Source organism: Paramesorhizobium leguminum, assembly GCF_003217235.1.
In the GTDB taxonomy this organism is placed as follows: Bacteria; Pseudomonadota; Alphaproteobacteria; order Rhizobiales; family Rhizobiaceae; genus Paramesorhizobium; species Paramesorhizobium leguminum.
The window spans coordinates 24,734-49,733 of record NZ_QJTF01000012.1 but is presented as its reverse complement, the minus strand read 5'-3'; the positions used below and the strand labels follow the sequence as shown (position 1 = coordinate 49,733).

The 25,000-nt window shown below is 58.8% G+C and carries 23 protein-coding genes; 13 read left to right on the top strand and 10 right to left on the bottom strand.

Annotated elements, in window-relative coordinates; all coding sequences use genetic code 11:
- Positions 1 to 2 precede the first annotated feature (2 nt).
- Positions 3 to 659 (bottom strand): SEC-C metal-binding domain-containing protein, encoded by a 657-nt coding sequence (locus C7477_RS11310; protein ID WP_110752143.1) that lies wholly within the window; start codon positions 657 to 659, stop codon positions 3 to 5.
- Positions 660 to 693: 34 nt separating this feature from the next.
- Positions 694 to 927 (bottom strand): hypothetical protein, encoded by a 234-nt coding sequence (locus C7477_RS11305; RefSeq protein ID WP_110752141.1) that lies wholly within the window; start codon positions 925 to 927, stop codon positions 694 to 696.
- 220 nt (positions 928 to 1,147) lie between these two features.
- Between C7477_RS11305 and C7477_RS11300 the strand changes: the two genes are divergently transcribed.
- The 11 genes from C7477_RS11300 (at position 1,148) to C7477_RS11250 (ending at position 14,630) form a co-directional block, all read left to right on the top strand.
- Complete coding sequence (locus C7477_RS11300) at positions 1,148 to 1,570, top strand: antirestriction protein (protein WP_110752139.1); 423 nt, start codon at positions 1,148 to 1,150, stop codon at positions 1,568 to 1,570.
- Positions 1,571 to 1,731: 161 nt separating this feature from the next.
- Positions 1,732 to 2,265 (top strand): hypothetical protein, encoded by a 534-nt coding sequence (locus tag C7477_RS11295; protein ID WP_110752137.1) that lies wholly within the window; start codon positions 1,732 to 1,734, stop codon positions 2,263 to 2,265.
- A 131-nt stretch (positions 2,266 to 2,396) separates the two neighbouring features.
- Positions 2,397 to 3,041 (top strand): antitoxin of toxin-antitoxin stability system, encoded by a 645-nt coding sequence (locus tag C7477_RS11290; RefSeq protein WP_110752234.1) that lies wholly within the window; start codon positions 2,397 to 2,399, stop codon positions 3,039 to 3,041.
- Between the two features lie 155 nt (positions 3,042 to 3,196).
- A complete protein-coding gene (locus tag C7477_RS11285) occupies positions 3,197 to 7,504 on the top strand; it encodes a strawberry notch family protein (protein WP_110752135.1) in 4,308 nt (1,435 codons plus the stop codon).
- Positions 7,504 to 8,562: a DUF7146 domain-containing protein gene (locus C7477_RS11280; protein WP_110752133.1), complete on the top strand. Its 1,059-nt coding sequence runs from the start codon at positions 7,504 to 7,506 to the stop codon at positions 8,560 to 8,562. Before C7477_RS11285 ends, C7477_RS11280 begins: the two co-directional genes overlap by 1 nt.
- A 363-nt stretch (positions 8,563 to 8,925) precedes the next feature.
- Positions 8,926 to 9,858, top strand: coding sequence for a DUF2493 domain-containing protein (locus C7477_RS11275; RefSeq protein ID WP_110752232.1), 933 nt, complete (start codon positions 8,926 to 8,928; stop codon positions 9,856 to 9,858).
- Between the two features lie 303 nt (positions 9,859 to 10,161).
- Positions 10,162 to 11,142, top strand: coding sequence for a hypothetical protein (locus C7477_RS11270; RefSeq protein WP_110752131.1), 981 nt, complete (start codon positions 10,162 to 10,164; stop codon positions 11,140 to 11,142).
- Between the two features lie 245 nt (positions 11,143 to 11,387).
- Positions 11,388 to 12,368, top strand: a complete 981-nt coding sequence (locus C7477_RS11265) for a hypothetical protein (RefSeq protein WP_146226092.1) — start codon at positions 11,388 to 11,390, stop codon at positions 12,366 to 12,368.
- A 179-nt stretch (positions 12,369 to 12,547) separates the two neighbouring features.
- Positions 12,548 to 12,964 (top strand): hypothetical protein, encoded by a 417-nt coding sequence (locus tag C7477_RS11260; protein WP_110752127.1) that lies wholly within the window; start codon positions 12,548 to 12,550, stop codon positions 12,962 to 12,964.
- A gap of 684 nt (positions 12,965 to 13,648) precedes the next feature.
- Positions 13,649 to 14,050 (top strand): single-stranded DNA-binding protein, encoded by a 402-nt coding sequence (locus C7477_RS11255; protein ID WP_110752125.1) that lies wholly within the window; start codon positions 13,649 to 13,651, stop codon positions 14,048 to 14,050.
- Between the two features lie 268 nt (positions 14,051 to 14,318).
- On the top strand, positions 14,319 to 14,630 hold the full coding sequence (locus C7477_RS11250) for a putative quinol monooxygenase (RefSeq protein ID WP_181418399.1): 312 nt from the start codon (positions 14,319 to 14,321) through the stop codon (positions 14,628 to 14,630).
- Between the two features lie 85 nt (positions 14,631 to 14,715).
- Here the strand turns inward: C7477_RS11250 and C7477_RS11245 are convergent, their stop codons facing one another.
- The 7 genes from C7477_RS11245 to C7477_RS11215 all read right to left on the bottom strand — a co-directional run bounded on the left by C7477_RS11245 (position 14,716) and on the right by C7477_RS11215 (position 21,791).
- Positions 14,716 to 15,501, bottom strand: a complete 786-nt coding sequence (locus C7477_RS11245) for an SDR family NAD(P)-dependent oxidoreductase (RefSeq protein WP_110752121.1) — start codon at positions 15,499 to 15,501, stop codon at positions 14,716 to 14,718.
- Positions 15,502 to 15,547: 46 nt separating this feature from the next.
- Positions 15,548 to 16,819 (bottom strand): FG-GAP repeat domain-containing protein, encoded by a 1,272-nt coding sequence (locus tag C7477_RS11240; protein WP_110752119.1) that lies wholly within the window; start codon positions 16,817 to 16,819, stop codon positions 15,548 to 15,550.
- An 89-nt stretch (positions 16,820 to 16,908) separates the two neighbouring features.
- Positions 16,909 to 17,568, bottom strand: coding sequence for a glutathione S-transferase N-terminal domain-containing protein (locus tag C7477_RS11235; protein WP_110752117.1), 660 nt, complete (start codon positions 17,566 to 17,568; stop codon positions 16,909 to 16,911).
- 167 nt (positions 17,569 to 17,735) lie between these two features.
- Positions 17,736 to 18,521, bottom strand: coding sequence for an IclR family transcriptional regulator (locus C7477_RS11230; protein ID WP_110752115.1), 786 nt, complete (start codon positions 18,519 to 18,521; stop codon positions 17,736 to 17,738).
- Between the two features lie 84 nt (positions 18,522 to 18,605).
- A complete protein-coding gene (locus tag C7477_RS11225; protein ID WP_110752113.1) occupies positions 18,606 to 19,325 on the bottom strand; it encodes a hypothetical protein in 720 nt (239 codons plus the stop codon).
- A gap of 14 nt (positions 19,326 to 19,339) precedes the next feature.
- Positions 19,340 to 20,479 carry a non-hydrolyzing UDP-N-acetylglucosamine 2-epimerase gene (wecB, locus tag C7477_RS11220; RefSeq protein WP_110752111.1) on the bottom strand — a complete coding sequence of 380 codons (1,140 nt, stop codon included), beginning with the start codon at positions 20,477 to 20,479 and terminating at the stop codon, positions 19,340 to 19,342.
- 406 nt (positions 20,480 to 20,885) lie between these two features.
- Positions 20,886 to 21,791 (bottom strand): LysR substrate-binding domain-containing protein, encoded by a 906-nt coding sequence (locus C7477_RS11215; RefSeq protein ID WP_110752109.1) that lies wholly within the window; start codon positions 21,789 to 21,791, stop codon positions 20,886 to 20,888.
- A 155-nt stretch (positions 21,792 to 21,946) separates the two neighbouring features.
- Between C7477_RS11215 and C7477_RS11210 the strand changes: the two genes are divergently transcribed.
- Both C7477_RS11210 and C7477_RS11205 read left to right on the top strand, forming a co-directional pair.
- The gene (locus tag C7477_RS11210) at positions 21,947 to 23,161 is read left to right on the top strand and encodes an MFS transporter (RefSeq protein WP_110752107.1); all 1,215 of its coding nucleotides are present in this window, start codon (positions 21,947 to 21,949) and stop codon (positions 23,159 to 23,161) included.
- Entirely contained in the window at positions 23,151 to 23,684 is a 534-nt protein-coding gene (locus tag C7477_RS11205) for an LLM class flavin-dependent oxidoreductase (protein WP_245411815.1), read from the top strand. The genes C7477_RS11210 and C7477_RS11205 overlap by 11 nt, the downstream gene beginning before the upstream one ends.
- A gap of 527 nt (positions 23,685 to 24,211) precedes the next feature.
- Here the strand turns inward: C7477_RS11205 and C7477_RS11200 are convergent.
- Positions 24,212 to 24,892 carry a hypothetical protein gene (locus tag C7477_RS11200; RefSeq protein WP_110752105.1) on the bottom strand — a complete coding sequence of 227 codons (681 nt, stop codon included), beginning with the start codon at positions 24,890 to 24,892 and terminating at the stop codon, positions 24,212 to 24,214.
- Between the last annotated feature and the right edge of the window lie 108 nt (positions 24,893 to 25,000).

Sequence of the window (25,000 nt, the reverse complement as noted above, 5' to 3'; positions counted from 1 at the left end):
TGTTAGGGGTGAAGCTGGATGAGCGGTCCACAGCATTTCTTGAACTTGCGGCCGCTTGCGCAGAAACACTGGCTATTGGGGCCTGTGCTCTTGGCTAGATCGACAAATACCAATCCCAAAGCATTTCGGATCTCCTGATCCATCGACGCGAGATATGAGCGCTCAAGCATAAAGTGGTTCCCTATGGAGTTCGTCTTGATAGCACGATGCAACCGGTCGGCCGCCGCGATCCAATCATCAACTGATGTCAGTTTACCCAAGTTTTTCTTGATGTTGATCAGGCGTTTCTGCGTGATGAAATCATATGTACGCGTTGGATCGGGCAGGAATAGGATCTGCCGCTCGTCATTCACATAGGGCGTGATATCGGTGAGAACGCCATCTTGCTCCCACACCGCATGATGCTCGGCTTCGACAAAGACACGGGGCCATTCCCAAATCAGCCAGCCATAGACCAGCGTTCCGCCATCGCGTTCGACCTTGCTCGCCACGTTGTTAAAGCACTCCGAGGGCAACGCACCGGCATCCGGAGACACTGGCACATAGGTAGGCTCGTGGTCGGGACTGATATGCTGGCAAAACGCCCGCACTTCAGCGCTTACCGTCTTGGGTGTGGTTGTGAAATTCTTCTTGAAAAGATCAGTGCTGATCGCAGGCATACAAGCTATTCCATCAAGCGGATGTGGGTGCTCATCAGGGTTTGCGAACCACGACGACGGTGTGAAGTCCCTCGTCCGAGGCCTTTTGCTTCGCCCGGTCAATGACCTCGTCCAATCTCATGTCAAACGGACCAGATCCACCCCAGTCGCTCTCATCACTGAGAAAGAAATAACCCTTGTCTGCGGCTGGCATTCCGTCGCGGTGTGCATGCACAACAACGTGCCGTTCTGTTGGTTTGTCTGCTGGGGTCCAAATAACAGATACCATTCTTATATCTCCTCGAATCACTGAGTTATTGTAGTATCTTTGCTGCAACTTCGCGATTTCCGAAAACTGTTCACGCCCACCAGTTTATTGGAATTACTCTGCTGCGGAGCCGTCTAGAGGGGATTTAGAGGGAGAGGGCCATCTGGGGCCGGGATGGGTTCGGACGGGCAAAGAGAGCGCTGTCCGAATCTTTCCCGTTTCGCTCTCCGGAGAAAGCCCGATGACAACACAGGCCACCACATCCCGCCTTGCTACACTCGTTCCGCAGGATCGCCGCGAGACGTTCTTGCCGGGGCTATTCGGACTGCCGCTTCTGATAGTCGCCGAGAACGCGGTCTATACATTCATGCAGCGGCTCAGCCCGCGCGATTATGGCGGTGGCTTCTGGAATTTCTACGAGTATGAAGGCCAGCCGTTGTTCCTGGCGCCCGCCTCGCAGCAGCGCTGCAGAATTGAGGGCGGCATCACCCAATATTGCGGCGAGGTCTCGGCGGAGGCGGCTGGTATCATCGCCACGCTGTTCACCTTCTCGCATCTCTCCTTCCGGTACGAATCCGAGTTTCTCGCGCGTGGTTACGGGCGGCTTTACGATTATTCGACCGGCCATCCGGAGGCGTCCGAGATATTCCAGGCCATCGACTGACTGATGTGGAGCGTCCTGCTGCTCCACGGCGGGGCGCTTTTCTCATGCAGGCTACGGCCAATTATATGAGGGCGAGGAGAGGGAGAGTGCGACCGGTTTGGCCGTGACGGGATTGTGGGGCGGGAGAGAGGCTTCCGCCGCCCGTCAGGGAGACAATCGTGATGAACACCTTCAACTCCGTTACCGCTACGAACTTGTCCTCGAACGCGGCGCTCCACCGGAAATTTCCTCTGCGGGTCACCTGCCTCGGCGAAGCCAGTCTGAAAGACAATCCGCTCTATGGTTCCTCTGAGGTTTTGCTCACCATCGAGTTGGACCAATGCGATACCCTCAACGACGCCATAACCTGCGTTGAACGGATCGCCGGGCAGGCTCACATCGATACCGGCGACGACGAGATCGCCGATTTCGAGCCGCTCTTGTTCATCATTATCGACAACGAGCAATGTCAGGTTCTCGCCGGTGAACCCGTACGGGGCGGTGTCAAATGGTGTCATCCTGTTGCCTCGGACGACGAAGCTCGTCTCGTGATGGAAGAGGCGAGCAAATTGCGCGCTGAAGCGTCCTTCGAAGCGGGCTGGGACAATTATAATACCGCCCGCAGGCTCGGCATACGCGCCAGCGTAATCGAAGGTCGCCTCGTTCACCCCGACTGGCGGCAGGCCGCGCGGATGGCACTGCTTAAGGCCGAGTGAGGCTCACGATCACGCATTCCATTTTCCCGTAAATCCGACCCGGCCATCGCGCCGGGTTTTCCGTTTTAAGGAGCCTGACATGGCCGACCATTCCATACATTTCACGCAGGTTCTCGATGGAGGTGATGCCGATGAGTAAAATCATCGAAACCACGGTCTATCGCTTCGATGAACTGTCCGATGCCGCCAAGGAGAAGGCGCGTGCCTGGTACCGCGAAGGCGGTTTCGACTACGACTGGTATGATTCAGTCTACGGGGATTTCCAGCAGATCGCGGAAATCCTGGGGCTGCGCCTCAAAACCCGCGCCGTTCCCCTTCTGGGCGGGGGCACTCGACAGAAGCCCTGCATCTGGTTCCGCGGTTTTTGGAGTCAGGGCGACGGCGCCTGCTTCGAGACATTCTATTCCTATGAGCAGGATGCTCCGCATCGGATCCGTGCCTACGCGCCGAAGGATGCGGCGCTGCATGGGATTGCAGACACCCTTCAGGCTATCCAACGCCGCAATTTCTACCAGCTTCACGCCGAAGCCAGTCATCGCGGTCATTATTATCATGAGAATTGCATGGCCATCTCGGTCGCGCGCGACAGTCCGACCTGTCAGGACGTGACGGCGGATGCCGAGGAAATCGTGATTGAGGCGCTTCGCGATCTGGCAGGCTGGCTCTATCGCCAGCTCGAATATGAATACGAATATCTGACCTCGGACGAAGCCGTCGATGCGGTGATCGCCGCCAACGAATATACCTTCACCGTAAACGGCCGCCGTTTCGGGTGATTTGGTCCAGCGCCTCGCTTTCCGGCGAGGCGCTTTTTCTATGCGGGCTGTCGCCATGCATGGAGAGGGAGAGGACCGGCGGGACGGGTGAGCCTGGGCGGTTGAGAGAGCGCTGCGCCGGCTCTCCTGTTTCCGCTCTCCTCAAGGCTTCTCACATGAACATCACTTTGCCCGTGGCCGCTTCGGTCGCGCCCATTGCTCATACGCCCGCCATACTTGGCGCCGCCAACCGTCTTCTTGCCCATCTTGAACGCGGGGAACGTATCGATGCCGCCATCCTGCGCGCGGCCATGGAAACAGTCTTCGGCGCTTCCGACACTGCTGGCGCCTGGAACTGGAAAGCGGCCTACGACGCCTGCGAGGTGGCGACCGTTCTGTTTTTGCGCAAGTACGGACGTGCGCTTTTCCGTAAAGCCGCCTCTCCGGTATTGCGGCTTTCCGCCCTGACGAAAATCACCGGCCTCCTGCCGACGCATACGCGCCGCTCCGAGGAGAGCCAGGTGCTCCAGCAGTTTTCGACGCCGGTGCCGCTGGGTCTCGCGGCAGCGACCGCGGCCGCCATCACGCCGAACGATATCGTGCTTGAACCATCGGCCGGCACGGGTCTCCTCGCCATCTTCGCCGAGATCTCCGGCGGCTCTCTTATCCTCAACGAATTGGCCGAGCTTCGCGCCGATCTGCTCGCCTCACTCTTTCCGGCCATTGCCGTGACGCGCTTCGACGCAGCCCAAATCGACGATCATCTCGCGGCCAGCACCGTGCCCTCAGTCGTGCTGATGAACCCGCCGTTTTCGGCTCTGGCGAACGTCGCTGGGCGCGTAGCCGATGCCGGTTTCCGCCATATTGCATCGGCGCTGAACCGCCTTGCACCCGGCGGGCGGCTGGTGACGATTACCGGGGCCAATGTCGGGCCGGACCTTCCCAACTGGCGCGATGCCTTCGTCCGCTTGCAGGAGCGGGGCACGATTGTCTTCTCTGCGGCAATAGCCGGTTCGGTCTATGCCAAGCATGGCACGGCCTTCCCGACGCGGCTAACCATCATAGACAAGACGCCCGCCGCTGATCCCGTTGTCTTCCCGGCGTCGCCGGGCATGGCGCCGGATGTCGCAACGCTGCTCGGATGGATCGAGGCGCAGGTGCCCCCACGTCTGCCGGTCTCGCTGCCGGAAATCCCGGCGGTGCTTCCGGCCGCAACGCCCCGATCTGTGCGCGGCTATCTTGCGCGCTCATCCGCTGTGCGTCCCATCGCGACCGTTGCCGCCGATCCGGAGGGTGTGGAGCTCGCCTATGAAACCGTTGACTGGACGCCGCCCGGGGGCACCCGGCTGACCGATGCCATCTATGAGGAATACGAATTGCAGTCGATCCGTATTCCCGGCTCTCAGGCGCATCCCACCAAGCTCGTGCAGTCCGCCGCGATGGCGAGCGTCGCGCCGCCAAAGCCGAGCTATCGCCCGATGCTCCCGGCGAACATTCGGGATCTCCTGTCCGACGCCCAGTTGGAGACCGTCATCTATGCCGGTGAGGCACATTCCGGCTATCTTACCGGATCCTGGACGGTGGATGAGACCTTCGATCTCGTCCAGTCCGCGCCCACTGACGCCAAGGGTGCCGTGCGCTTCCGCCGCGGCTTCATGCTCGGCGATAGCACCGGCGCGGGCAAGGGCCGCCAATCGGCCGGTATTATTTTGGATAATTGGCTGCGCGGACGCCGCAAGGCCGTGTGGATTTCGAAGTCCGACAAGCTGATCGAGGATGCGCAGCGCGACTGGTCGGCGCTCGGCATGGAGCGCCTGCTGATCACGCCGCTGTCGCGCTTCCCCCAGGGAAAGCCGATCACGCTTCATGAAGGCATCCTATTTACGACCTATGCCACGCTACGCTCCGACGACCGTGGGGAGAGGGTTTCGCGCGTCCGACAAATTGTCGAATGGTTGGGTTCCGATTTTGACGGGGTAATCATTTTCGACGAGAGCCACGCGATGCAGAACGCCGGCGGAGGCAAGGGAGAACGCGGAGATGTCGCCCCTTCGCAGCAGGGACGCGCCGGCCTGCGGCTGCAGCACGCGCTTCCCGATGCCCGCGTCGTCTATGTCTCGGCCACCGGCGCCACCACCGTCCACAATCTCGCCTATGCGCAGCGGCTCGGGCTGTGGGGCGGTGACGATTTCCCGTTCGCCACCCGCGCCGAGTTTGTCGAAGCGATCGAGGATGGCGGCGTCGCGGCTATGGAGGTTCTGGCCCGCGACCTTCGCTCGCTCGGCCTCTATACCGCGCGCTCGCTTAGCTATGACGGCGTGGAATATGAGCTGGTTGAGCACCAGCTCACCGACGAGCAACGGAGCATCTACGATGCCTATGCCGGAGCGTTCGCCATCATCCACAATCATCTCGATGCGGCGATGGAGGCGGCCAATATCACCGGCAGCGATGGCACGCTGAACAGGCAGGCCAAGTCCGCCGCCCGCAGCGCCTTCGAGTCGGCCAAGCAGCGGTTTTTCGGCCATCTGCTCACCAGCATGAAGACCCCGACCTTGATCCGCTCGATCGAGCGCGATCTGGAGGAGGGCCATACCGCCGTGATCCAGATCGTCTCGACCGGCGAAGCGCTGATGGAGCGCCGGCTGGCCGAGATCCCGACCGAGGAATGGAACGATGTCCGCGTCGACATCACGCCGAGGGAATATGTGCTCGACTATCTCGCCCATTCCTTTCCGGTACAGCTCTACGAGCCGTTCACCGACTCCGAAGGCAATCTGTCGTCGCGGCCGGTCTATCGCGATGGACAGCCCGTCGAAAGCCGCGAAGCCGTCGCCCGCCGCGACGAGCTGATCGAGCGGCTGGCTTCGCTCCCGCCCGTTCCCGGCGCACTCGACCAGATCGTCCAGCGCTTTGGCACGACACAGGTCGCCGAGGTGACGGGCCGCTCGCGCCGTATCGTTCGCAAGGGCGACCGTCTTGTGGTCGAGAACCGCGCGCCGTCCGCGAACCTCGCGGAGACCGCCGCCTTCATGGACGACCTGAAGCGTATCCTCGTCTTCTCGGATGCGGGCGGAACCGGGCGCAGCTACCATGCCGATCTGTCGGCGCGAAACCGGCGGCTGCGTGTTCACTATCTGCTTGAGCCGGGCTGGAAGGTCGACGCCGCCATTCAGGGCCTCGGCCGCACCAACCGGACGAACCAGGCCCAGCCGCCCCTGTTCCGCCCGATCGCGACCGATGTGAAGGCGGAAAAGCGCTTCCTATCGACCATCGCCCGGCGTCTCGACACGCTCGGCGCGATCACGCGAGGCCAGCGCCAGACGGGCGGGCAGGGGCTGTTCCGCCCTGAAGACAATCTGGAATCGTCTTATGCCCGCGACGCCCTGCGTCAGCTCTATCTCCTGCTGGTGCGGGGTAAGATCGAGGGCTGCTCGCTCGACTGCTTCGAGACGGCCACCGGCCTGAAGCTGACGGACCCGAACGGTATCAAGGATGAGCTGCCGTCCATTACGACCTTCCTGAACCGCCTGCTGGCGCTCACCATTGAGCTTCAGGGCATCCTGTTTACCGCCTTTGAGCAATTACTCGACGCCAAGGTGCAAGGAGCCGTCGCCAGCGGCGTCTACGATGTCGGGCTGGAGACCCTGACGGCCGAAAGCTTCGTCGTCAGCGACCGGAAGATGATCTATATCCATCCGGCGACGGGCGCGGAGACGCGGCTGCTCACCATCACCGAGCGGCGGCGCAACCGGCCGAAGGTTTTGGAAGAGGCTCTGGCCCTTGCCGACGATAATCGTGGCAAGCTGCTGGTGAACTCCAAGTCGGGCCGTGCCGCCGTGCAGGTTCCGGCTCCTTCGCTGATGCTCGACGATGGCGAGATCGAGCGGCGCGTCCGGCTTATCCGGCCGATGGACCACCATCACGCATCGCTGAAGATGATGGCCGAAAGCCATTGGGAGGAAACCGACCACGATACCTTCGCCGCCATCTGGAGCCGGGAAGTCTCGGAGGTCCCGCAATTCTCCGACACCACCATCCATATGGTCGCCGGGCTTCTCCTGCCGGTGTGGAAGCGCCTGCCGAACGAGTCGACGCGGGTTTATCGGCTCCAGACCGATGACGGCGAGCGCATCATCGGCCGCCGTGTCTCTCCGGCCTGGGCTGCCAACGCGACCGCGATGGGCACGGCATCGCTTGCGGCGGACGATGCCTTCGCCGCGCTTCTGGATGGCCGCACGATCCTCGATCTTGCCGAAGACCTGCAGCTTCGCCGCGTCCGTGTCATGGGCGCGAACCGCATCGAGCTTTCCGGTTTTACCGAGGCCATGCGGGAGCGCCTGCGCGTCTATGGTCTCTTCACGGAGATCATTTCGTGGAAGCTTCGCTTCTTCGTGCCTGTCGACGCGTCCGGTCCGGCTGTTCTCGGCAAGCTGCTCGACACCTATCCGGTCGAGCGTATTACGGAGCGGGAGGCGGCCTGATGTCCCGCCACGATGTTTCCGATCTGGCAATCCGTCTCGGCCGCAATGCCGAGGCGGTTTGCCGCCACTATCTATCGTCCGGTCGGCGCGCCGGGCGATACTGGATTGTCGGCGACGTGAAGAACAGTCCGGGCCGGTCCATGTTCGTGCGCCTGACCGGGCCGGAAACCGGCAAAGGGGCGGCGGGCAAATGGACCGACATGGCGACGGGACAGCACGGCGACCTCCTCGATGTCATCCGCGAGGCGCTTGGCCTTGTCGACTTCAGGCAGGTTGTCGAGGAAGCGCGCCGGTTCCTCTCACTCCCGCATCCCGGACCGGCGAAGACCAGGAGACCGCCCGGCGGAACAACGAACGTGGCCGTCCGTTCGCCTGAAGCGGCGCGGCGGCTCTTCACCATGTCCCGGCCAATCCCCGGAACACTTGCGGAGATCTACCTCAACGGGCGGGCGATCAGGTCGCTCTCCGGCACCGCCGCGCTGCGCTACCATCCACGGTGTTATTATTGGGCGGGCGAGCGTTCTCCCACAGAGATCTGGCCGGCGATGGTCGCTTCCGTCACCGACCTCGACGGACGGCAGACCGGCGCGCACCGCACGTATCTTGCTCCTCTTGGGCTCGCTCCGGACGGTTCGGGCAAGGCGCCTGTCGAGACGCCGAGACGGGCGATGGGCGATCTTCTCGGGCATGGCGTCCGCTTCGGCATTGCCGATGAGGTGCTCGCCGCCGGGGAGGGGATCGAGACCGTTCTGTCGCCCCGTCAGGTCTTGCCCCAAATGCCGATGCTGGCGGCGCTCTCGGCCGCACACCTCGCCGCAATCCTGTTCCCGGCAACGCTGCGCAGGCTCTATACTCTGCGAGATCGCGACCCGGCAGGCAACGCTGCAAGAGACAGCCTGATGGCCAGAGCAGAAAGCGTCGGGATCGAGGCGATTGCGGTGTCGCCGATCGGCGCGGACTTCAACGACGATCTGCGTCAGCGCGGCGTCGATGCCCTCCGGGCGGTCCTCAAGGAACAGCTTCATCCCGAGGACGTCAGCCGGTTCATGGAGGCGTGAGGAGCGCGGTGGGGAATGAGGCGCGGCCAGGCTCTTCTCTTCATCGGCGTCTGCGTTCATCATCGGAACATCCTTCATTGTCGCAGAGAGCGGCGCCCACGGCCTTCTCAAGAGGGCGATCGGCTCACAAACGGGCCGGCCGGGCAATGGCGCGGCGGCCGACTATTTTCCGCCGGCGGCTGCTCACCGCACGCGACACGGCGCGCGCGGTGGGCAGCCGCCTTTGCATCGCGAGGCAAAATAGCCGGCCTTGGCCATCGAGCCCTGCGCTTCGCTCCGGGTGCCAGTCCGTCCCGCCTGTGAGCTTCGACGCCTGCGAAGGCCGCGATGGGCGCGGTCTCGGAAAGAAGGACGCTCCCGATGATGAACGCAGACGAACACCTGAGTCTCGATGCGGCCCGCACCTCATCCCCCACCGATCATCTCCTCACCGAACTCCAGCTCTATGGCTGGCGTCCGTTCCGGGATGAACCCGATCCCCGGCCGCTGCCAGAGGGCAACATGATAGCCGCCGCGGTCGCGGATATCTTCGATGCCCTCGTCGCCACGCTCGGCGACACTCGGCTCGAACCCGACCTCGACGATCTGCTCTGGGGAACCGTCAACCTCTTCCACCGCGCCGCCAGCCGGGTGGAGCGGGAACTCGACGACAACGAGCAGGCGCAGCGTCGCCTTCAGCGGGAACAGGACGGCAGCGAGGTGAAGTCGGTCGAACTCGAACGCCTCACGGCAGAAGGGCAGACCCTTATCGAGCGGCGCAACAGCATGGAACTCTTCCGTGACCTCTCGGCGGAAGCTTTCGAGCACCACACCGGCACCGCTTGGCGGCCACGAGCCGGCTCGATGGTCAACCACCGCCATCTGACCTCGGCGATGATCGACAGCCGCGACTTCCTCGCCGCCAAGCGCCGGGCCGAAACCGAGGTACTGCTGCCTGCCGGACCCAAGGTTGCCGTAACCGGCGGCGCCGACTTCAACGACCATCACCTGATCTGGGCGAAGCTCGATAAGGTCCACGCCAAGCACCCCGACATGGTGCTCTTGCACGGCGGCACACCGAAGGGCTCCGAACTGATCGCCTCCCGCTGGGCAGATAATCGCAAGGTGCCGCAGGTGACCTTCCGCCCGGACTGGACGAAGCATGGCAAGGCCGCTCCCTTCAAGCGTAACGACGCCATGCTCGATGTCCTGCCGGTCGGCGTCCTCGTCTTCCCCGGCACCGGCATCCAGGAGAACCTCGCGGACAAGGCGCGCAAGCTGGGCATCCCCGTCATGAAGTTCGACGGCGGCGCGTAAGCGTCGCCGTCAGGCAACTGTTCCAGCCGCACAAATCTTGAATTTCCGCTTGCAACCATTGCGGCCAGTTGGGTTCACGACACGAAATCCCGAAATACACACTGGCCTGAATTGTGCCGTTGGCGCGTCATCTGCTCTCTTTCAGGCGCTCACAATCACTTCGCGTCTCGGGAAAAGTCGCGGGTTGATATCTTCTCGGCCGCATCACCCCTCATAACTTAAACAAACCGGTGAACGAGCCGCCATACAATTTGCAGAGCTGTTATATTATCATAGTTTTGCTGAATCGGCCTTGGAAATGGAATGCAGTTTAAAACCAAAAACATGCGGGCGCTGGCAGAGTGTGTCGTGGGGGATGCGAAGCATTTTCCGTACCGCTCCAGCTTCTACATCAGCGAGTTTTTCGAGGACTGCGGTCTACCATTTCGGCACGACGGCTCCACTCGGGCGATCTGGGCGGCGGACAGGCTCACAGAATTGTTGGCAGAGCCGTCGGCCCAGCCGAATGCCTTGCCGCCCAGGTTCGTCCACCTGTTTAGGACACTCATGGATCGTTCCGAGGCAGTTGATGGTGACCCTGATCGGTCATCGGCACTCGAGGTGCTAAATGCGCCTTTCCGGAAGGAGGGTTACGAAGCCTATTTCGACGAAGGGGCGATGCTTCAGTTCCGGCACATCAAGACCAATAAGGTCACGGAGGTCTCGAACCCGCACCGGCCGTTCGCGCCCGAAGAGATAAAGAAGCGGTCGCAACTGTCGGACTACCTCGATAAGTGCAGCGAGGACGAGTTGATCGAGGAGATCTTGCTGCCGATGTTCCGGCAACTCGGCTACCATCGCATAACGGCGGCCGGGCACGCGGACAAACAGCTTGAGTACGGCAAGGACATCTGGATGCGCTTCACGTTGCCTACGATGCACGTAATCTACTTCGGCATCCAGGCGAAAAAGGGCAAGATCGATTCATCGGGCGCCACAAAGGCCGGCAACGCCAACATCGCCGAAATCTACAACCAGGTCTCGATGATGCTTGGCCACGAGATCTTCGATCCAGAGCTTAACCGGCGCGTCCTCGTCGATCACGCCTTCATCGTCGCCGGTGGCGAAATCACCAAGCAGGCGCGGAATTGGCTCGGCGGCAAGCTGGATCAGAGCAAGCGAGCCCAAATTCTCTTCATGGACCGTGAGGACATTCTCAATCTTTTTGTCGTGACTAACATCCCGCTGCCCGCCGGTGCCGTGCCCGAGGTCCGCTTCGAGCCAACGGACGACATACCGTTCTAGGGCGACGGTCAGATCAGATCTTTGAAACCGAATTGCAGACCTGATAGTGGTCTTCTAGCTTAATTTGCCGCAGCCCGAATCCCAGCATTGAAAGGCATTAGACTTGCACGGGATCGATTCTGTCCGGCAAACGCCGCAGCGCGAAGGTGTTATATTCCAATACGCACGTCGCAGACGCGCACGCGCAGTCCAAAAAGGGAATCCCAGATCAGACCGTTATATAAGCGGGTATCACTAGGTGAATAATGTCAAAGCCAGTAATAGAAATATCGCCGGATGGCGGCCGATCACCGTTGCCCGCTCTCAATATTCTTCCTTCGTTGAAGAATGGTCTGTCTTATCATGAGCAGCGCGACAGTCGGCATCCGCTTGGTATCTACAATCTTTCTATTGCCCGAATTTGTGACAAAGTAGCTAAATGCGCTGACAAGCTGGAAGCCTATTGGCAGGTATCAAGTAGCTTGGATAGCATGGACAACGTCAATGTCGTTCAAGGCGAGATAATCGATTACCTTGAACTCACTATGTATGCGGCTGCGGAACACGTCGATGATCTCGAAGAAATAGCCAAGACATTCTATAAATCCGACCGAGAATCCGCCTCGTCGGCAGATGTCAGATTGCTCAAGAAGGCGATAAAGCCTTTACGGGATGAAATATCGAACTTCGCCAATACGATCAAACACGCGCATGGTCGTTTGCGACTATACGAGACTGATTTTCACCACGACGGACATACCCTTCGCGTATTGGGGTTCTTCATCGAGGGGTGGGTAGATGGAGGTGTTGCACCTCATCGGGTTCTTCACAGCGGCGGCAAGGCTGTTCTTTCAGTCACATCATTTCTTTGGAATGTGCTTACTTATGTTGGGGAAATGTCGGTGGCTCTGGCAGAATTCCTGACAAGGATCAAAGCTTGCGACCCTGGAATAGTTGAAGCTCGCGATACCTCGATTTTCCGGAAAACAGCGATAAAACTCGCCAGGCTTCCGCTGTATTCTTTTGACGATGATCATCCTTTTGACCGAGTCAAATGGGTGCTATCGCTAGACGACAAGTTGGCCGGTGAAACAAATTCTGGAATTTACGGCTCTCTCCTCACTAGCTGGTCCAAGAGTGGCGATGGAAAATTCGGCGGGTTTCGTCTTCTGTATGCCGGCGATGGAATTACTCGAACCTTCAAGATTGCCAATCCGACAAAGCTGGATCTTAAACACTGGGAGTGACCCCTCAGATTGCAACGAATGGCTAACTGAGACGCTACTTCATGCCTATAACTTGACGCGAGTCCATTTTCGCCGTCCAATGAAACTTCCTTGCAGAACCGGAACAGTGGCATAGTCGCAGGCGGAGCGTATCCAACGGCAGCCTGACGCGATCCTCAACTGTTCATGCGGAGGCTTTCATGACGCTGATCCTGCTTGCCATTTCTCTGACGATCATACTTTGCATCGTCGCCTATAATTTTGCCGTCTATGCTCTGCCGTTCATGGTCGGGCTGAGCGCCTTCCAGTATTTCCATGACATGGGAACTGGTTTCCTGATGTCAGGCCTCGCCGCAGTTGGCGCTGCGCTGCTTTCGGTGGCGCTCGTGTTTGCAGTGCTGGGCTTTGCGAAGAATCCGGCTTTGCGCCTGATCGCGCTGGCGGTTTTCGCAGTACCCGCAACCGTTGCCGGTTATGCGCTCATCCATGGCACCACGAAGCATTTCATCGACTCGGGCGTTGCGTTGAACCTGCTTGGCGGCGCAGGCGGCCTGTTCATCGGTATTGCGGCGATGCTCCATCTCAACGCGCTCGGTACGGCTGTGTTCTCGCGCTGAGGCGTTGCGCGACTTGCTGCACTTATCCTGCGGCTTTGGCCGCCGGGCCTTCGAAACCCGCTCAAAACGGTATATCGCTGTCATCGAACTGGCCGTCATATTCGGCCAGCACCTCTGCCCGCCGAGCCAGACCGTCGGACGACCGCGTGATTGTAGCGATCGACACCGTCGCGGTCGATCCATTTCTATACCGTGAGAGTCGACGGCCGTCACCTGCATACCCTTTTTACAATATTGTTGGAATCCGCTGGTGGAGGTCACGGCGCGAGGGGGTGCCAAATACCTTGGTTCCAATAGTCGTTCTCGTCCCGGACAACCCTGCCTCTCGGCTGTCACTGCAGAATGACCGATGAAGAGGCTCTTGCGGCCACGCTTATGAATGATGGTTCGGCCAGAGCCTACCGCACGTTGTGGAAGGCAAGGACGATGGTTCTGTTGCGCATCTCCGTTATGCTCTCGAAAGGCACCAATCCCTCCGACTGACTGATCCCCTAATGCCGTTCGGTTTCCACCCGCAACCCCCGCGGCTCCCGGCCGTGTTGCCGCGCAAGCGCGGCTGGCCCGCTCCACCCGGGGCTTGGGGGCGAGCTGGCGGCAGGCCGCCAGTTGCAGGTGTCTCCCGACGGCCTTGGCCGGGTCTCGTCGGAGGGAATGGTCCCTCCGAGGAGCAACGGAGACACTAAAATGCAGAACATCGCCATTCTCGCCGGCAACATCGGTCAGGCCCCCGAAACCCGCGCCACCCAAGGCGGCACCAGCATCACCCACTTCACCTTGGCCACCTCGCGGCCACGCTACTCGGAGGGCAGAGTTGTCCGGGACGAGAACGGCTACCGGGTCCAGGACACCGAATGGCATCGCATCACTGCCTTCAACGGGCTGGGCAAGACGGTCCAGCAATATTGCGAGAAGGGAATGAAGGTGCTGGTCCGCGGCCGCATCCACTACACCAAATGGACTGACCGCGATGGTGTCGATCGCTACAGCACCGAGATCATCGCCGAGACGGTGGATTTCCTGAGCCGGGCGAAGCCGACCGAAAAGGAGGACGGCCAACTCGTCGATGACAGCGATATACCGTTCTGAGCGGGTTTCGAAGGCCCGGCGGCCAAAGCCGCCGGGGTCATCGCGATCACAGCGGTAGCTAGCGTTAAAACCCACAGCGGATCGGCATCCAAGCCGGGAAATTCGACCTGCATAAACGCCGTCGAATTTATCCGGCGCGCAACAAAATGCTGTCACCATTCAACATGGATGAACTTTTGCCGACGAGGAATTTAGCGCAACGGCCATATTTACTACCCTCATCTTGTCGGCGGCACAGAACGCTGCCTAACAGATGAGGAGGATTATCATGTCTGTCGTCACCGTGATAGCGCAACTCACTGCCCAGCCCGGGCGGGAAGCAGAACTGGGTAAACGGCTCCGCGGAATGATCGAGCCGACACTTAAGGAGAAAGGGTGCATCAATTACGATCTGCACCGCTCCGCAGCCAACCCGGCTACGTGGATGTTTTACGAGAACTGGCAGTCCCAGGATGATCTCGATGCACATACGGCATCGAAGCACTTCGAGGAATTCCAGAAAACGAAACATGAAGTGCTTGCGCAGGAAATGACTGTTCATATCTTCGCGCCCGATGCGGAAACCACTCGCATAAAATAGTTCAGAACAGCATAGCAAGACGCCGATCATGCCGGTCCAGCATGATCGGCGTTTTGCTCTGAGGCCGGCGTCCAGCGCCTGAACCTCAAATGACGTGCCGTATCAGCCCTCCATCGACACGCAATGCCGTTCCGGTAATGGCCGAGGCTTGCCGGGACGCCAGAAAAACAACGGCGTTCGCGACCTCTTCGGTGGACGCTAGCCGGCCTATCAGCGATGTGGGCCGGAATTGCCTCATAAATTCCCGGCCAACCTCATCTCCCGGTCGGTCGCGATGCTCGACCAACTCGCGAACAAAGTGCTGGACCCCCTCGCTCGATGTCGGGCCGGGCAATACGCTGTTGACCGTCACGCCGGTTTCGGCACCCGCCTCGGCAAACCCGCGGGCGACGGCGAGTTGGGCAAGCTTGGTCATGCCGTAGTGAACCATCTCGGAGGGAACCTGAACAGCGGATTCGCTGGAGATGAAAATCACGCGCCCCCATCCTCGCTCGATCATTCCGGGCATGTAGCTGCGCGTGAGCCTGACGCCGCTCATGACATTCACCGCAAAGAAGCGCTCCCATTCCTCATCCGGAATTTCGAATACAGGGCGCGGCGCGAATATCCCGACATTATTGATCAGAATGTCCACGTGCGGTGCAGCCTCGGCAATGGCAGCGCAACCTTCCGCCGTCCCGGCGTCGGCAACGATGCCCGATACTTGTCCACGCGAATTCAGCCGTTCCAGCGCCGCATCAAGCCGCTCCGAAGAGCGGCCGTTGATGATTACCTGGGCGCCTGTAGCAAGCATCTGTTCGGCAATGGAAAACCCGATGCCCGTCGTCGACCCCGTGATGAGAGCACGGGCTCCACTGAGGTCAGTCAGCATTGCAATACTCCTCTGAAAAGCTGGATTTATCCTGGAAAGGCGCAGGCTACCGATCTTCCCCGATAAGGTTGTGATAGAGGACAATCTTCGGATTGGGCGCTTCGTAATAGTTCTTGATCGAATAGCCGATAGTTGCGAAATCGATCCGGCCAGATCCCGAAAAATCACCCGCGATGATACGCGCGACCGATTCCGTCCCGACTTTCCATTTCGTAAAAGCGCCTTTCGCTATATCCACCGCTTTGTAATAGAGGACCCCTTGCCATGGATGGGGGCCGCGCAGACCGACGAGGAATTCATCGTCGCCATCACCATCGAAATCTGCGCAAAGGACGCTATGGCCTGGACTCTCTCCAAGGCTATTCGGCTCGCTGTAAATGTCGAGAACATGCCGCTGCCAGCGGGTTTGCCCGGTTCCAGCGCTGCCGTCCTTGACGTAAACAGCCACAGTATTCCCGTGGAAGGGCTCGATCGCAGCGACATAGGCAAAACGATCGCCACCGATGCGGCCGACATCGGCATCGCCGGTTCCTTTGAAGTGGGTTCGATCGATCTGGCTGAACTCGCCGCTTCCGATCGGCACCTTTCGCCAGATTTTTTCCCATTCATTATAGAAGAGCCATGTCACCCCTTCGTCCGAGGAAACGATGACGGAATCGAGGTTCGAGCCGGGGATGAGATCGGAATGTTTCTCGACGCCGTGAACGAAGCGAAAATAGCTGTTGTCGATAACGGTGCTTGGCCAGCTTTCGGCGTTGTAGACATCGTCGGGCTGGGTAAACAGCGTGATATCCAGCACGCCATGGGTTCCCGAGCATGAGACGATGGGAAAACACAGAACCTCAAGGCGTTCTGTCTGTGTGAAATGGCCGATTTTTACACGGTGGGCTGCGGGGACCTGGCCAATATAATGCCGGTTCCAGCGCGCTGCTGACGAGCTGGTCGCGCCGGGGTTTTCGAGCCAGTCGATCTTGCCGCCGTCAGGAGAGGGGTCTTTGAATGTCCCCGCCTCGCCATAAAGATCGTAGCACACGATCAGATCCGGATAGCCGTTTCCAGTGATGTCGGCCTGGTCCATTCCCACCGGCATGTTAACCCCACTGGCAACGAGGTGCTTTCGCCAGATGGTTTCGTCGCCGCGCTCTTTCCGGAATGAATAGATTTCATCGAGCGACATGCCGTGCCCGATAAATTCGATCCGGCCGTCCTGGTCCAGATCCATTGCCTCGATCCAGTAGGCGCTTCTGAGGTGCTCGGCGATGATTTCCGGCCGGAACGCTGGCGGTGTAAACTGCGATAATTTCTCACCATTCGACATGGCATCCTCCTTTCTTTACGCAAAATTCCACCATCCGCCTCGAAGGACGGTTTCAGTGTCTATTGTTGATCGTGGTGAACTATGCCGCGCTATGCCGGCGGCTCGGGCCAGATTGCGATGCCCTCGGCTTGAAGGGCTTCGGTTACCGCCGGGCGTTCGAGCATTCTTTCGGCAAGGCTGGACCATCTGCGAAGCGAACGCATATCGAGTCCCATCTGCGCACCCCAGCGGTAATAAACCAGCAGGAAGGGATCGACGAGGCTGTAGCGGTCGCCCAGGATATAATGGCTCCCTTCGACGATCTTCGCCTCTATTTCTTCGCAGTAGCGCTGAAACTGGGCTTTCGCGAATGCTTGAACTTCGCTCGCGGCGATAGGTTCTTCCACCACATGCTCAGGCCGGTAATATCCGCCGATTACCCTATGCACGGCGGTGGCCAGCCAAGCGAGCCACTCCAACGCTCGCACCCGATCAAATGTCCCCATGGGGGGAAGCAGGCTTTGCCCTTCCGTGGTTTCGGCCAGATACAGGGCGATAGCCACGGATTCGGTGATCGTCTCCTGCCCAACGACCAGAACCGGAACCAGGCCGCGTGGATTGACTGCCAGGAATTCAGGAGTGCGGTAATTCCTATGCTTGTTCTGCGCCACGCGGACCCGTGCTGCGCTGAACGGAAGTCCTGTCTCCCGCAGAAGAATATGGCTCGCCAGAGAAATCGTCCCCGGTGAATAATATAAAAGCCTTTCCATCCTCTACCTCCCATGCCGCCCGCAAGCGGAAGCCGAAGTGCCTCCGAGCCGTGGGGCTCTTCTATGTCCGGAGTATGCCGGAGGATGAACGAAAGCGCCGTAGGTTTCCGTCTTGGCTATCAGCCAAAGCGCCAAAGTTCAGCATGGGTGAACGCAGCCGTCGGGATCTAAACATCTTCCCGAACATGGGAGAGAACAAGACCTTCTGAAGCCGTGGATGGTCGACGCAGATTCATCCGATGTGCACGATCGACCGCACGCAGCATGACCCAGGCGCAGGCATTAAGATCGTCGCGATGAAGGCGCGTTGAAGGACCGCTCAGCCCGATGCTGGCACGAACCTCTCCGCCTTCATAATAAGGAACGGCGACGCAGTTTACTCTTTCTTGGTGCCGTTCCAGATCAAGTGCATAGCCAAGCCTTGCGACGGTATCGATCTCCTCGCAGATCGACCGCCCCAAGGCGTCGCTACGTGTGGCGAGAACCCGTTTGCGCAAACCTGGCATCGTCGCGAGAAAAACCAATCCGATCGCCGAACCTTCGAGGCGCTCCCGTCGCCCAAGCAGGCAGTTTGCTCTTGGGCTGCGCTTGCTCTCGACCACATCGAGATAAAAAACCTCGTCACCGCTCGGGACTGCCAGATACACCGTTTCCGAGGTCTCCTTGGCGATTTGCTCAAGGACTGGGCGCAGCCGTTTCCGCAAGATGCTGTCGTCACCGGCGATACGTGCCAGATTGAGGATACGCGCCCCGAGGCGGTAGCGGACATCGCCAATACCCCGCTTTACGTATCCGAGCGCCTCCAGCGTTGCCAATATATTATGAGCAGTGGTTTTCTTGATCCCTGCCTTTTCAGCGATGGTGCTCAGCTTCGCGCTGCCGCCCTCTCGCGCTATGATTTCCAGGAGGGCGACCGCGCGCTCAATAGATTGAATCAGCTTTTTCTCACCCACAATACCCCCACCACAAAGTTGTTCCAGTCCCGTCGGAACCTTGGCAACCGGAGCAAAGCACAGCGGATCGTTATGAGAAATAAATCAAGCTTTGCTCGCAGGATGGAACTCAATCGCCATCCATATGCAATCCGTGTCTGAATAATACTGATGCCATGGATAAATGTAAGTTCCAGACGAGGATCTCTGACAGTCGAAAATTCGGTGGCTCTGCCCCGGAGCCATCAATATCTCCTCATAGAGCGTATCATGCTCCGCGCTACGGAATTTTTGCATACGACCAAGGCCGTGGATCTGTACATGCGTTTCGAGGAACCCATGGCTATTATGAATGAGACAATCAGTCCCCGCCGGAGAAAACCATAAATTGGCTTTCACCGTGAAGCGCTCATCGGCTCGCACTAAATCCTGAAGGGCTGCGGGCACATGCTGGCCAAAATCGTAATGACCGAGGTGGTGTTGTGCTGATCTGTAAAGCGGGGTGCGCGAAAGTTGCTCGCTGGGATCGGTAACGAGATCACAATATTTATCCCATCCCTCTCTACCGGCGAAACCCTCCGTCACGAAATTTTCAGGAAGCTGAACGACGATCAGCCGCTCTCCGGTCTTCACCACGGCATTGTAGAGAATGGTCGATGCGAGCGGCGGAACCGACTGGGCCGGTTCGCCATCGATAATCGCCGGATTTGAGCCGAGATTGAAGACAATGGCTCTGCCGATGGCGGCATAGCCATCGGCCGTTTCAATGAAGGTCGCCTTTAATGACTCGCCCGAGAAAGCGAGCCGTGTTTCGCTCTGTTTCATTTTCCTCACCTTGATCAGGCCACGCGAAGATCACATGCCCGCGGGTATTGCAGAAATTCAGCAATCGCGTCGAGCACACGCATTGTCGCGCAGCCATCGCCATAGGCATCGACTGGGCGCGCCATACGCCGATACAATTCCTCGTCCCGCAGCAGCGCTCGCACTTCCTGGACAATCCGGGATGCACAGCGTCCCACCAGGCGCGCTGTTCCCGCTTCGATCGCCTCCGGGCGTTCAGTGATTTCTCGCAGGACAAGTGTGGGCTTGCCCAAGGAGGGGCCTTCCTCCTCCGCGCCGCTGCTATCTGAAATGATGATATCCGCCCGCTGCATCAGCCGGCAGAAGCATCGATATGGCAGAGGCTCGATAAGATCGATATTGGCGCGATGGCTGAGCGCCGGGATCATGATATCCCGGACCAATTGATTTTTATGAAGCGGAACAATCAGGCGAACATCGTCCTGATTGGCAATTTCTGAAAGCGCCGCTGCAATTTCTTTCATGGGTTCGCCCCATGATTCCCGACGATGCGCCGAGGCGACGATGATACGGCGCTCGTCCTGTTCGAGGTCGGCCAAGGGGCCGTCCCGGAAAGCAGGCGCATTGGCCGCAGCCCAGCGGAGCGCATCCACAACCGTATTCCCCGTGACCTTCACGCGATCCTTCGGTGCGCCTTCCCGAATAAGATTCGCCGCGCTGCCGGAAGTCGGCGCGAGGTGCAGATCGGAAATTTGCGCGACCAATCGCCGGTTGGCCTCTTCGGGAAAGGGCGAAGCGATATTCCCGCTTCGCAGGCCCGCTTCAAGATGGACAAGACAAATCCGGTGTTGGAATGCCGCAAGGGCGCCCGCCAGCGTGCTGGCGGTATCGCCATGCACGATCACGGCATCAATATCGAGTTCGCTTAATGGCCGTGACAATGCCTCCATAATCCTATGTGTCACTTGCGACAGGGTTTGCCCTGGCATCATCACATGAAGATCGAGATCGGGGATGATATTGAATTCCTCCAATGCGACATCGAGCATTTCCCGATGCTGCCCCGTGGCAATGACGATCGGTTCAAAACGCGGATCTTCTTTCATGGCGTTTATAACCGGAGCGCACTTGATGGCTTCAGGCCGCGTACCAAAGATAAAGGCGATTTTCTGCATGATAGTCCATCCAAAAGGGTTAAACAGGCTTCGCCCGCTTGAACGCATCTTTCCTTCTCGGGAATGGCCTTTCGGCAATCCCAAGTAACACCGCGTTCTCAATGTAGTTGAAACGGGGAAGGATCTTTTTCTGACTAGCACTCGATTTGTTGTCGTCCGCCTGGTGCGAACGTAGGATTGATTAGCACGCGACCATTCAACGGTTAATCGCAAAGCGAAAATTGCCAATGCCCGGCGCAAAAAGTTCAACATTGTTGAACTTTCAACGAAGGTGGATTTGCTTGCTGCCTCTCCTGCAGGATGAAGCTCTGAATAGAGCGAGAGGTGCGCCGTGGTGGGAGCGAAACGGGGGAGGGGGGGGGAGAGAGTTCCAGCCGATAGCTGGCGCCAAGGGCGGTTTCGGCTTTCAGTTGCTTGCGCCCATGCGCTCCGCCAGAAAATCGACGAAAGCCCTGACCCGTGCGACAAGTTGTTCATGCCCGACAAACACCGCATGGATCAGCTCGGTGTCGCCAGGGTTGAATTCCTCCAATATCGGGACCAGACGTCCGGCGTCGATATCCGACTGCACATGGAAGCGGGCAAGACGGGCGATACCGAGGCCTGCTACCGCCAGTTGGCGGACGGTCTCGCCATTATTGACCTGGATATTCCCGCGGATGGGAATGGATCGGATTGGTGCGGCGGGATGTTCCTGAAAAGGCCATTCATCCATGCTGCGCCGGAAGTTGAAAGCCAGGCAATTATGGTTGGTGAGATCCGTGGGCCTCTGCGGAATACCGCGCCGGGCGAGATATTTCGGGGCGGCAACCACGACATAGCGGCTTTCCCGCAGTTTGCGCGCCTTCAGGCTTGAATCGCGCAGCGGACCCACGCGGATGGCAACGTCTGTTCTGTCCTCGATGAGATCGATCAGGGCGTCGGTCAGCGAGAAATCCAATTCGATCTCGGGATATTTCTCGAGGAATTCAGGAAGAAACGGCGTCACCCAGCAATTGGCGATTGGCACCGACGCGTTCACGCGCAGCCTGCCGCGCGGCGTCGCGCATGCTCCTGACGTTATCGTACGCTCGACCCCGTTGATCTGAGCGAGAATATCCCGCGCATGCGTCAGATAGACTTCACCCTCCTGGGTCAGGCGCAAGGAGCGGGTTGAACGCACCAGCAAGCCAGTACCGAGCCGCTCCTCGATGCGGCTGATCACCTTGCTGACTGCCGACGGCGAGAGGTGAAGCCGTCGGGCGGCGGCAGCGAAGCTCGCCTGCTCCGCGACCTCAATAAACACTTCCATTTCGCCGGCGCGGTTGTTCATCCGCCGCTCCAATCATGAAACTAATTCACTGATCCATTTTCAATATACGCGATTAACGACGGAATTACGAGGCAATACATTTTCCATCACCGTTTGCGGCGTTTCTGCCGCCCGAAACCAGAAACCTCATCGAGACGAACAATGGGATAACGACAATGCACCCAGCTCTTTTCGCACTGGCAATCAGTGCCTTCGCAATCGGAACTACCGAATTCCTGACGGTCGGCATCATGCCGAACGTTGCTCACGATCTTGGCATCACCCTGCCGATGGCCGGGCTTATCGTGAGCGTCTACGCCCTTGGCGCGACAATCGGCGCACCTGTCCTCACGGCGCTAACTGGACATATTGCCCGGCGGCCGCTTCTCCTCGGGCTGATGACATTGTTTACTCTTGGCAACATGGTCGCGGCGATCAGCCCGAACTATGAGATTTTGCTCATCGCCCGGATCATGACCGCCTTTGCGCATGGCGTGTTCTTTGCCATTGGGGCGACCATTGCCGCCAGCATGGTCCCGGAAAACCGCAGGGCATCGGCTATCGCCATTGTCTTTTCCGGTCTCACCATCGCCATTGCTACCGGCGTCCCGCTCGGCACGATGCTGGGGCAAGCCCTGGGATGGCGTGCATCCTTCTGGGCGGTGACCGGCTTGGGCCTCGTCTCTCTCCTTGCCATGTTCGCCCTTCTTCCGCGCTCCATAAAAGTCCAGACGCCGGGCACACTCGCTGATCAGGCACGGGTGTTGGGAAGCGGGCGGCTGTTGATGGCCTTCGGCATGAACCTCTTCGGCTATGGCGGAACCTTCGTCGCGTTCACCTATCTCGCGTCGATCCTGGAAAACATCACCGGCGTTGCTCCGAACCAGATCGGAATCATGATGTTCCTTTATGGGGCGTCGGTTATCGCGGGCAATATCATCGGCGGGCGCGTGGCGGATCGTGACCCGGTTCCCGTCCTCATCATCATGTTCGCTTTGCAGGCGGTCGCGCTGGCGGCATTCACGCTGACAGCCGGCTCCCTGATTGGAACCGTCCTTACGCTGGCCCTGCTCGGGGGCTTGTCCTTCTGCAATGTTCCCGGCCTGCACCTCTACGTCGTGCAGCTTGCGCAAAAGCACCGTCCCGGCGGCGTCGATGTTGCATCTGCCCTCAATATCGCTGCCGCCAACCTCGGCATCGCCCTGAGCGCCGCTGTCGGTGGCATGGTCGTCGACTCGCGGCTCGGCCTTGGATCGACGCCTTGGGTCGGCGCTCTGCTGGTGACTGTCGCTCTCGGTCTCACCGTCTGGAGTGGGCTGCTCGACCGGCGGGAAAGGGCGATGGTCACAAATGCCGGCCCGCAGCTCCAGGGAGGTGGTCATGGCTACTGACCGTTCCCCAACCGCGCTCGATCTGATCCGCCGTCGGGATGGGCTGACTCTCGGCATCGAACTGCCGCTCGACAATGATTGGTCTCCTGAAGGCGAGGCTCGCCGCAAAGCGGATGGCCGTCCTTTCGGTGTGCCGGATCTTTCCGCCTATCCCGATCTTGTCACCCAGGTCGACCGCTCGGGCTTCGCCGCCATTTGGATGCGCGATGTTCCGGTGTTCGATCCGCTCAACTTCGGCGATGCCGGCTCGGTCTACGATCCATTTGTCAATCTTGGATTTCTGGCTGGGCTCACCAGGAATGTCGCGCTGGGGACTGCTGCCATCGTGCTCCCCTTGCGCAATCCCGTGATGCTGGCAAAGGCGGTTGCGTCTGCTGACCGCCTCGCCGCAGGGCGGCTTATTCTGGGCGTCGCTTCAGGCGATCGCCCGGTCGAATATCCCTTGCTCGGGATCGAGTGTAGGGGGGTAATACCTTTGGCACACGGACTGTTCCCCATAAAACCAAGACAAGCGGTTGTTTAGAAAAGAGAAATTCCGGTTCTGGCGATTTTAAGCCGTGGATGGGAATGCAAAGGGCGTTGAGAAGTTGGGGCAAAATCGAGCATTTCAGATCGTTTATCGCGCATTGTGGCAGCAAAGTCGATGCATTGCCGCGCGGTGCCGCTCATGGGCGTTAGAACCGCGTTGTGCTGGGCTTTTTATGGACAGGCGGGACCAGCTGACGGACGAAGTCAGCAACGTGCCTGATAGCTAATCCAGAAGATTTTATCTGATGGTTGCATTTGAGGTCCGCCAATTTGGCGGACCTTTAAGCGATCTGTCGGACCTTAGCTAAAATCATGATTTATAACGGTTTTCTCCGCTGTTGATTGCGACCTTCGTAAAATCGAGGTCCGACACGGGCAAAACCGCCGACAGCGTTAGAAGACTATGTAGCAAGCCCTCATTTTAACGCGGCAACGCGGCCATCTCCACGTCTCAGACAATCAAGAATCTACAGTCGGGCAGCGATGCCGCGAATGCGGCAATGGGCAGGATGTGCACCAGCATCAAGCCGAGCGTTTACCAGAGCCGGGCTGCGATCTAGCATCCGCCAATTTTTTAAATAGGTTTTCCGCAGCCTCCTCGATGTAAGAAAGCAATTTCTCGCGACTCGTGTCGTGGTCAATTTTAAGGCGGACTTGCTCGAAGAACCGAGCTATTTCACCGGGAAGAGCGGTGGTTGGAAGATGTATGTCTGCCCGTTTATACGTTTCAATTACCGCTTTTCCGCACAGTTCTATGATATCGGCTTCGCTTAGTTTGAAACTCGGCGTCGTCATTCGTGAGCGGCTCAAGACAGACTTATCTCTCATTTTAACAAGTTGATCCTCAAGAACAACTAGCTTTTGATTTAACGAAAGCATCTCTTTTAAGTATTCTATTTCTTCGATTGTATCGGCTGAGCGAAGTTTCTTCTTCAGCTCCTTATTTTCTTTCTCCAAGAAGCGCTGTTGCAGGATGTGATCCATACGCGAGACTGCGTTGCCAAACGTAAGCCAGTCCAAAGTCGCATCAGAAGCAGACACCAGATTTTTTAACACACTAAATGGCGGTTCATCGCCTGCCGCATACCGTTTCAGCTGACGCCCTGACTTCCCTGCGATCTCCACGGCTCGTTCCTCTCCTAATTCTGCAATTAGGAGCGAAAGACGTTGACCGATCAGATCGTCATCGGGGTCTTTTTTCAATGCGCCATCCTCAATGACAAATATGTCATTCTGTATTTACAGATGACAGATTTGTCATTATACCAAACTCATGCGCTGCGCTTCGGCGCTTCGCTGTTGCGTTTTAAC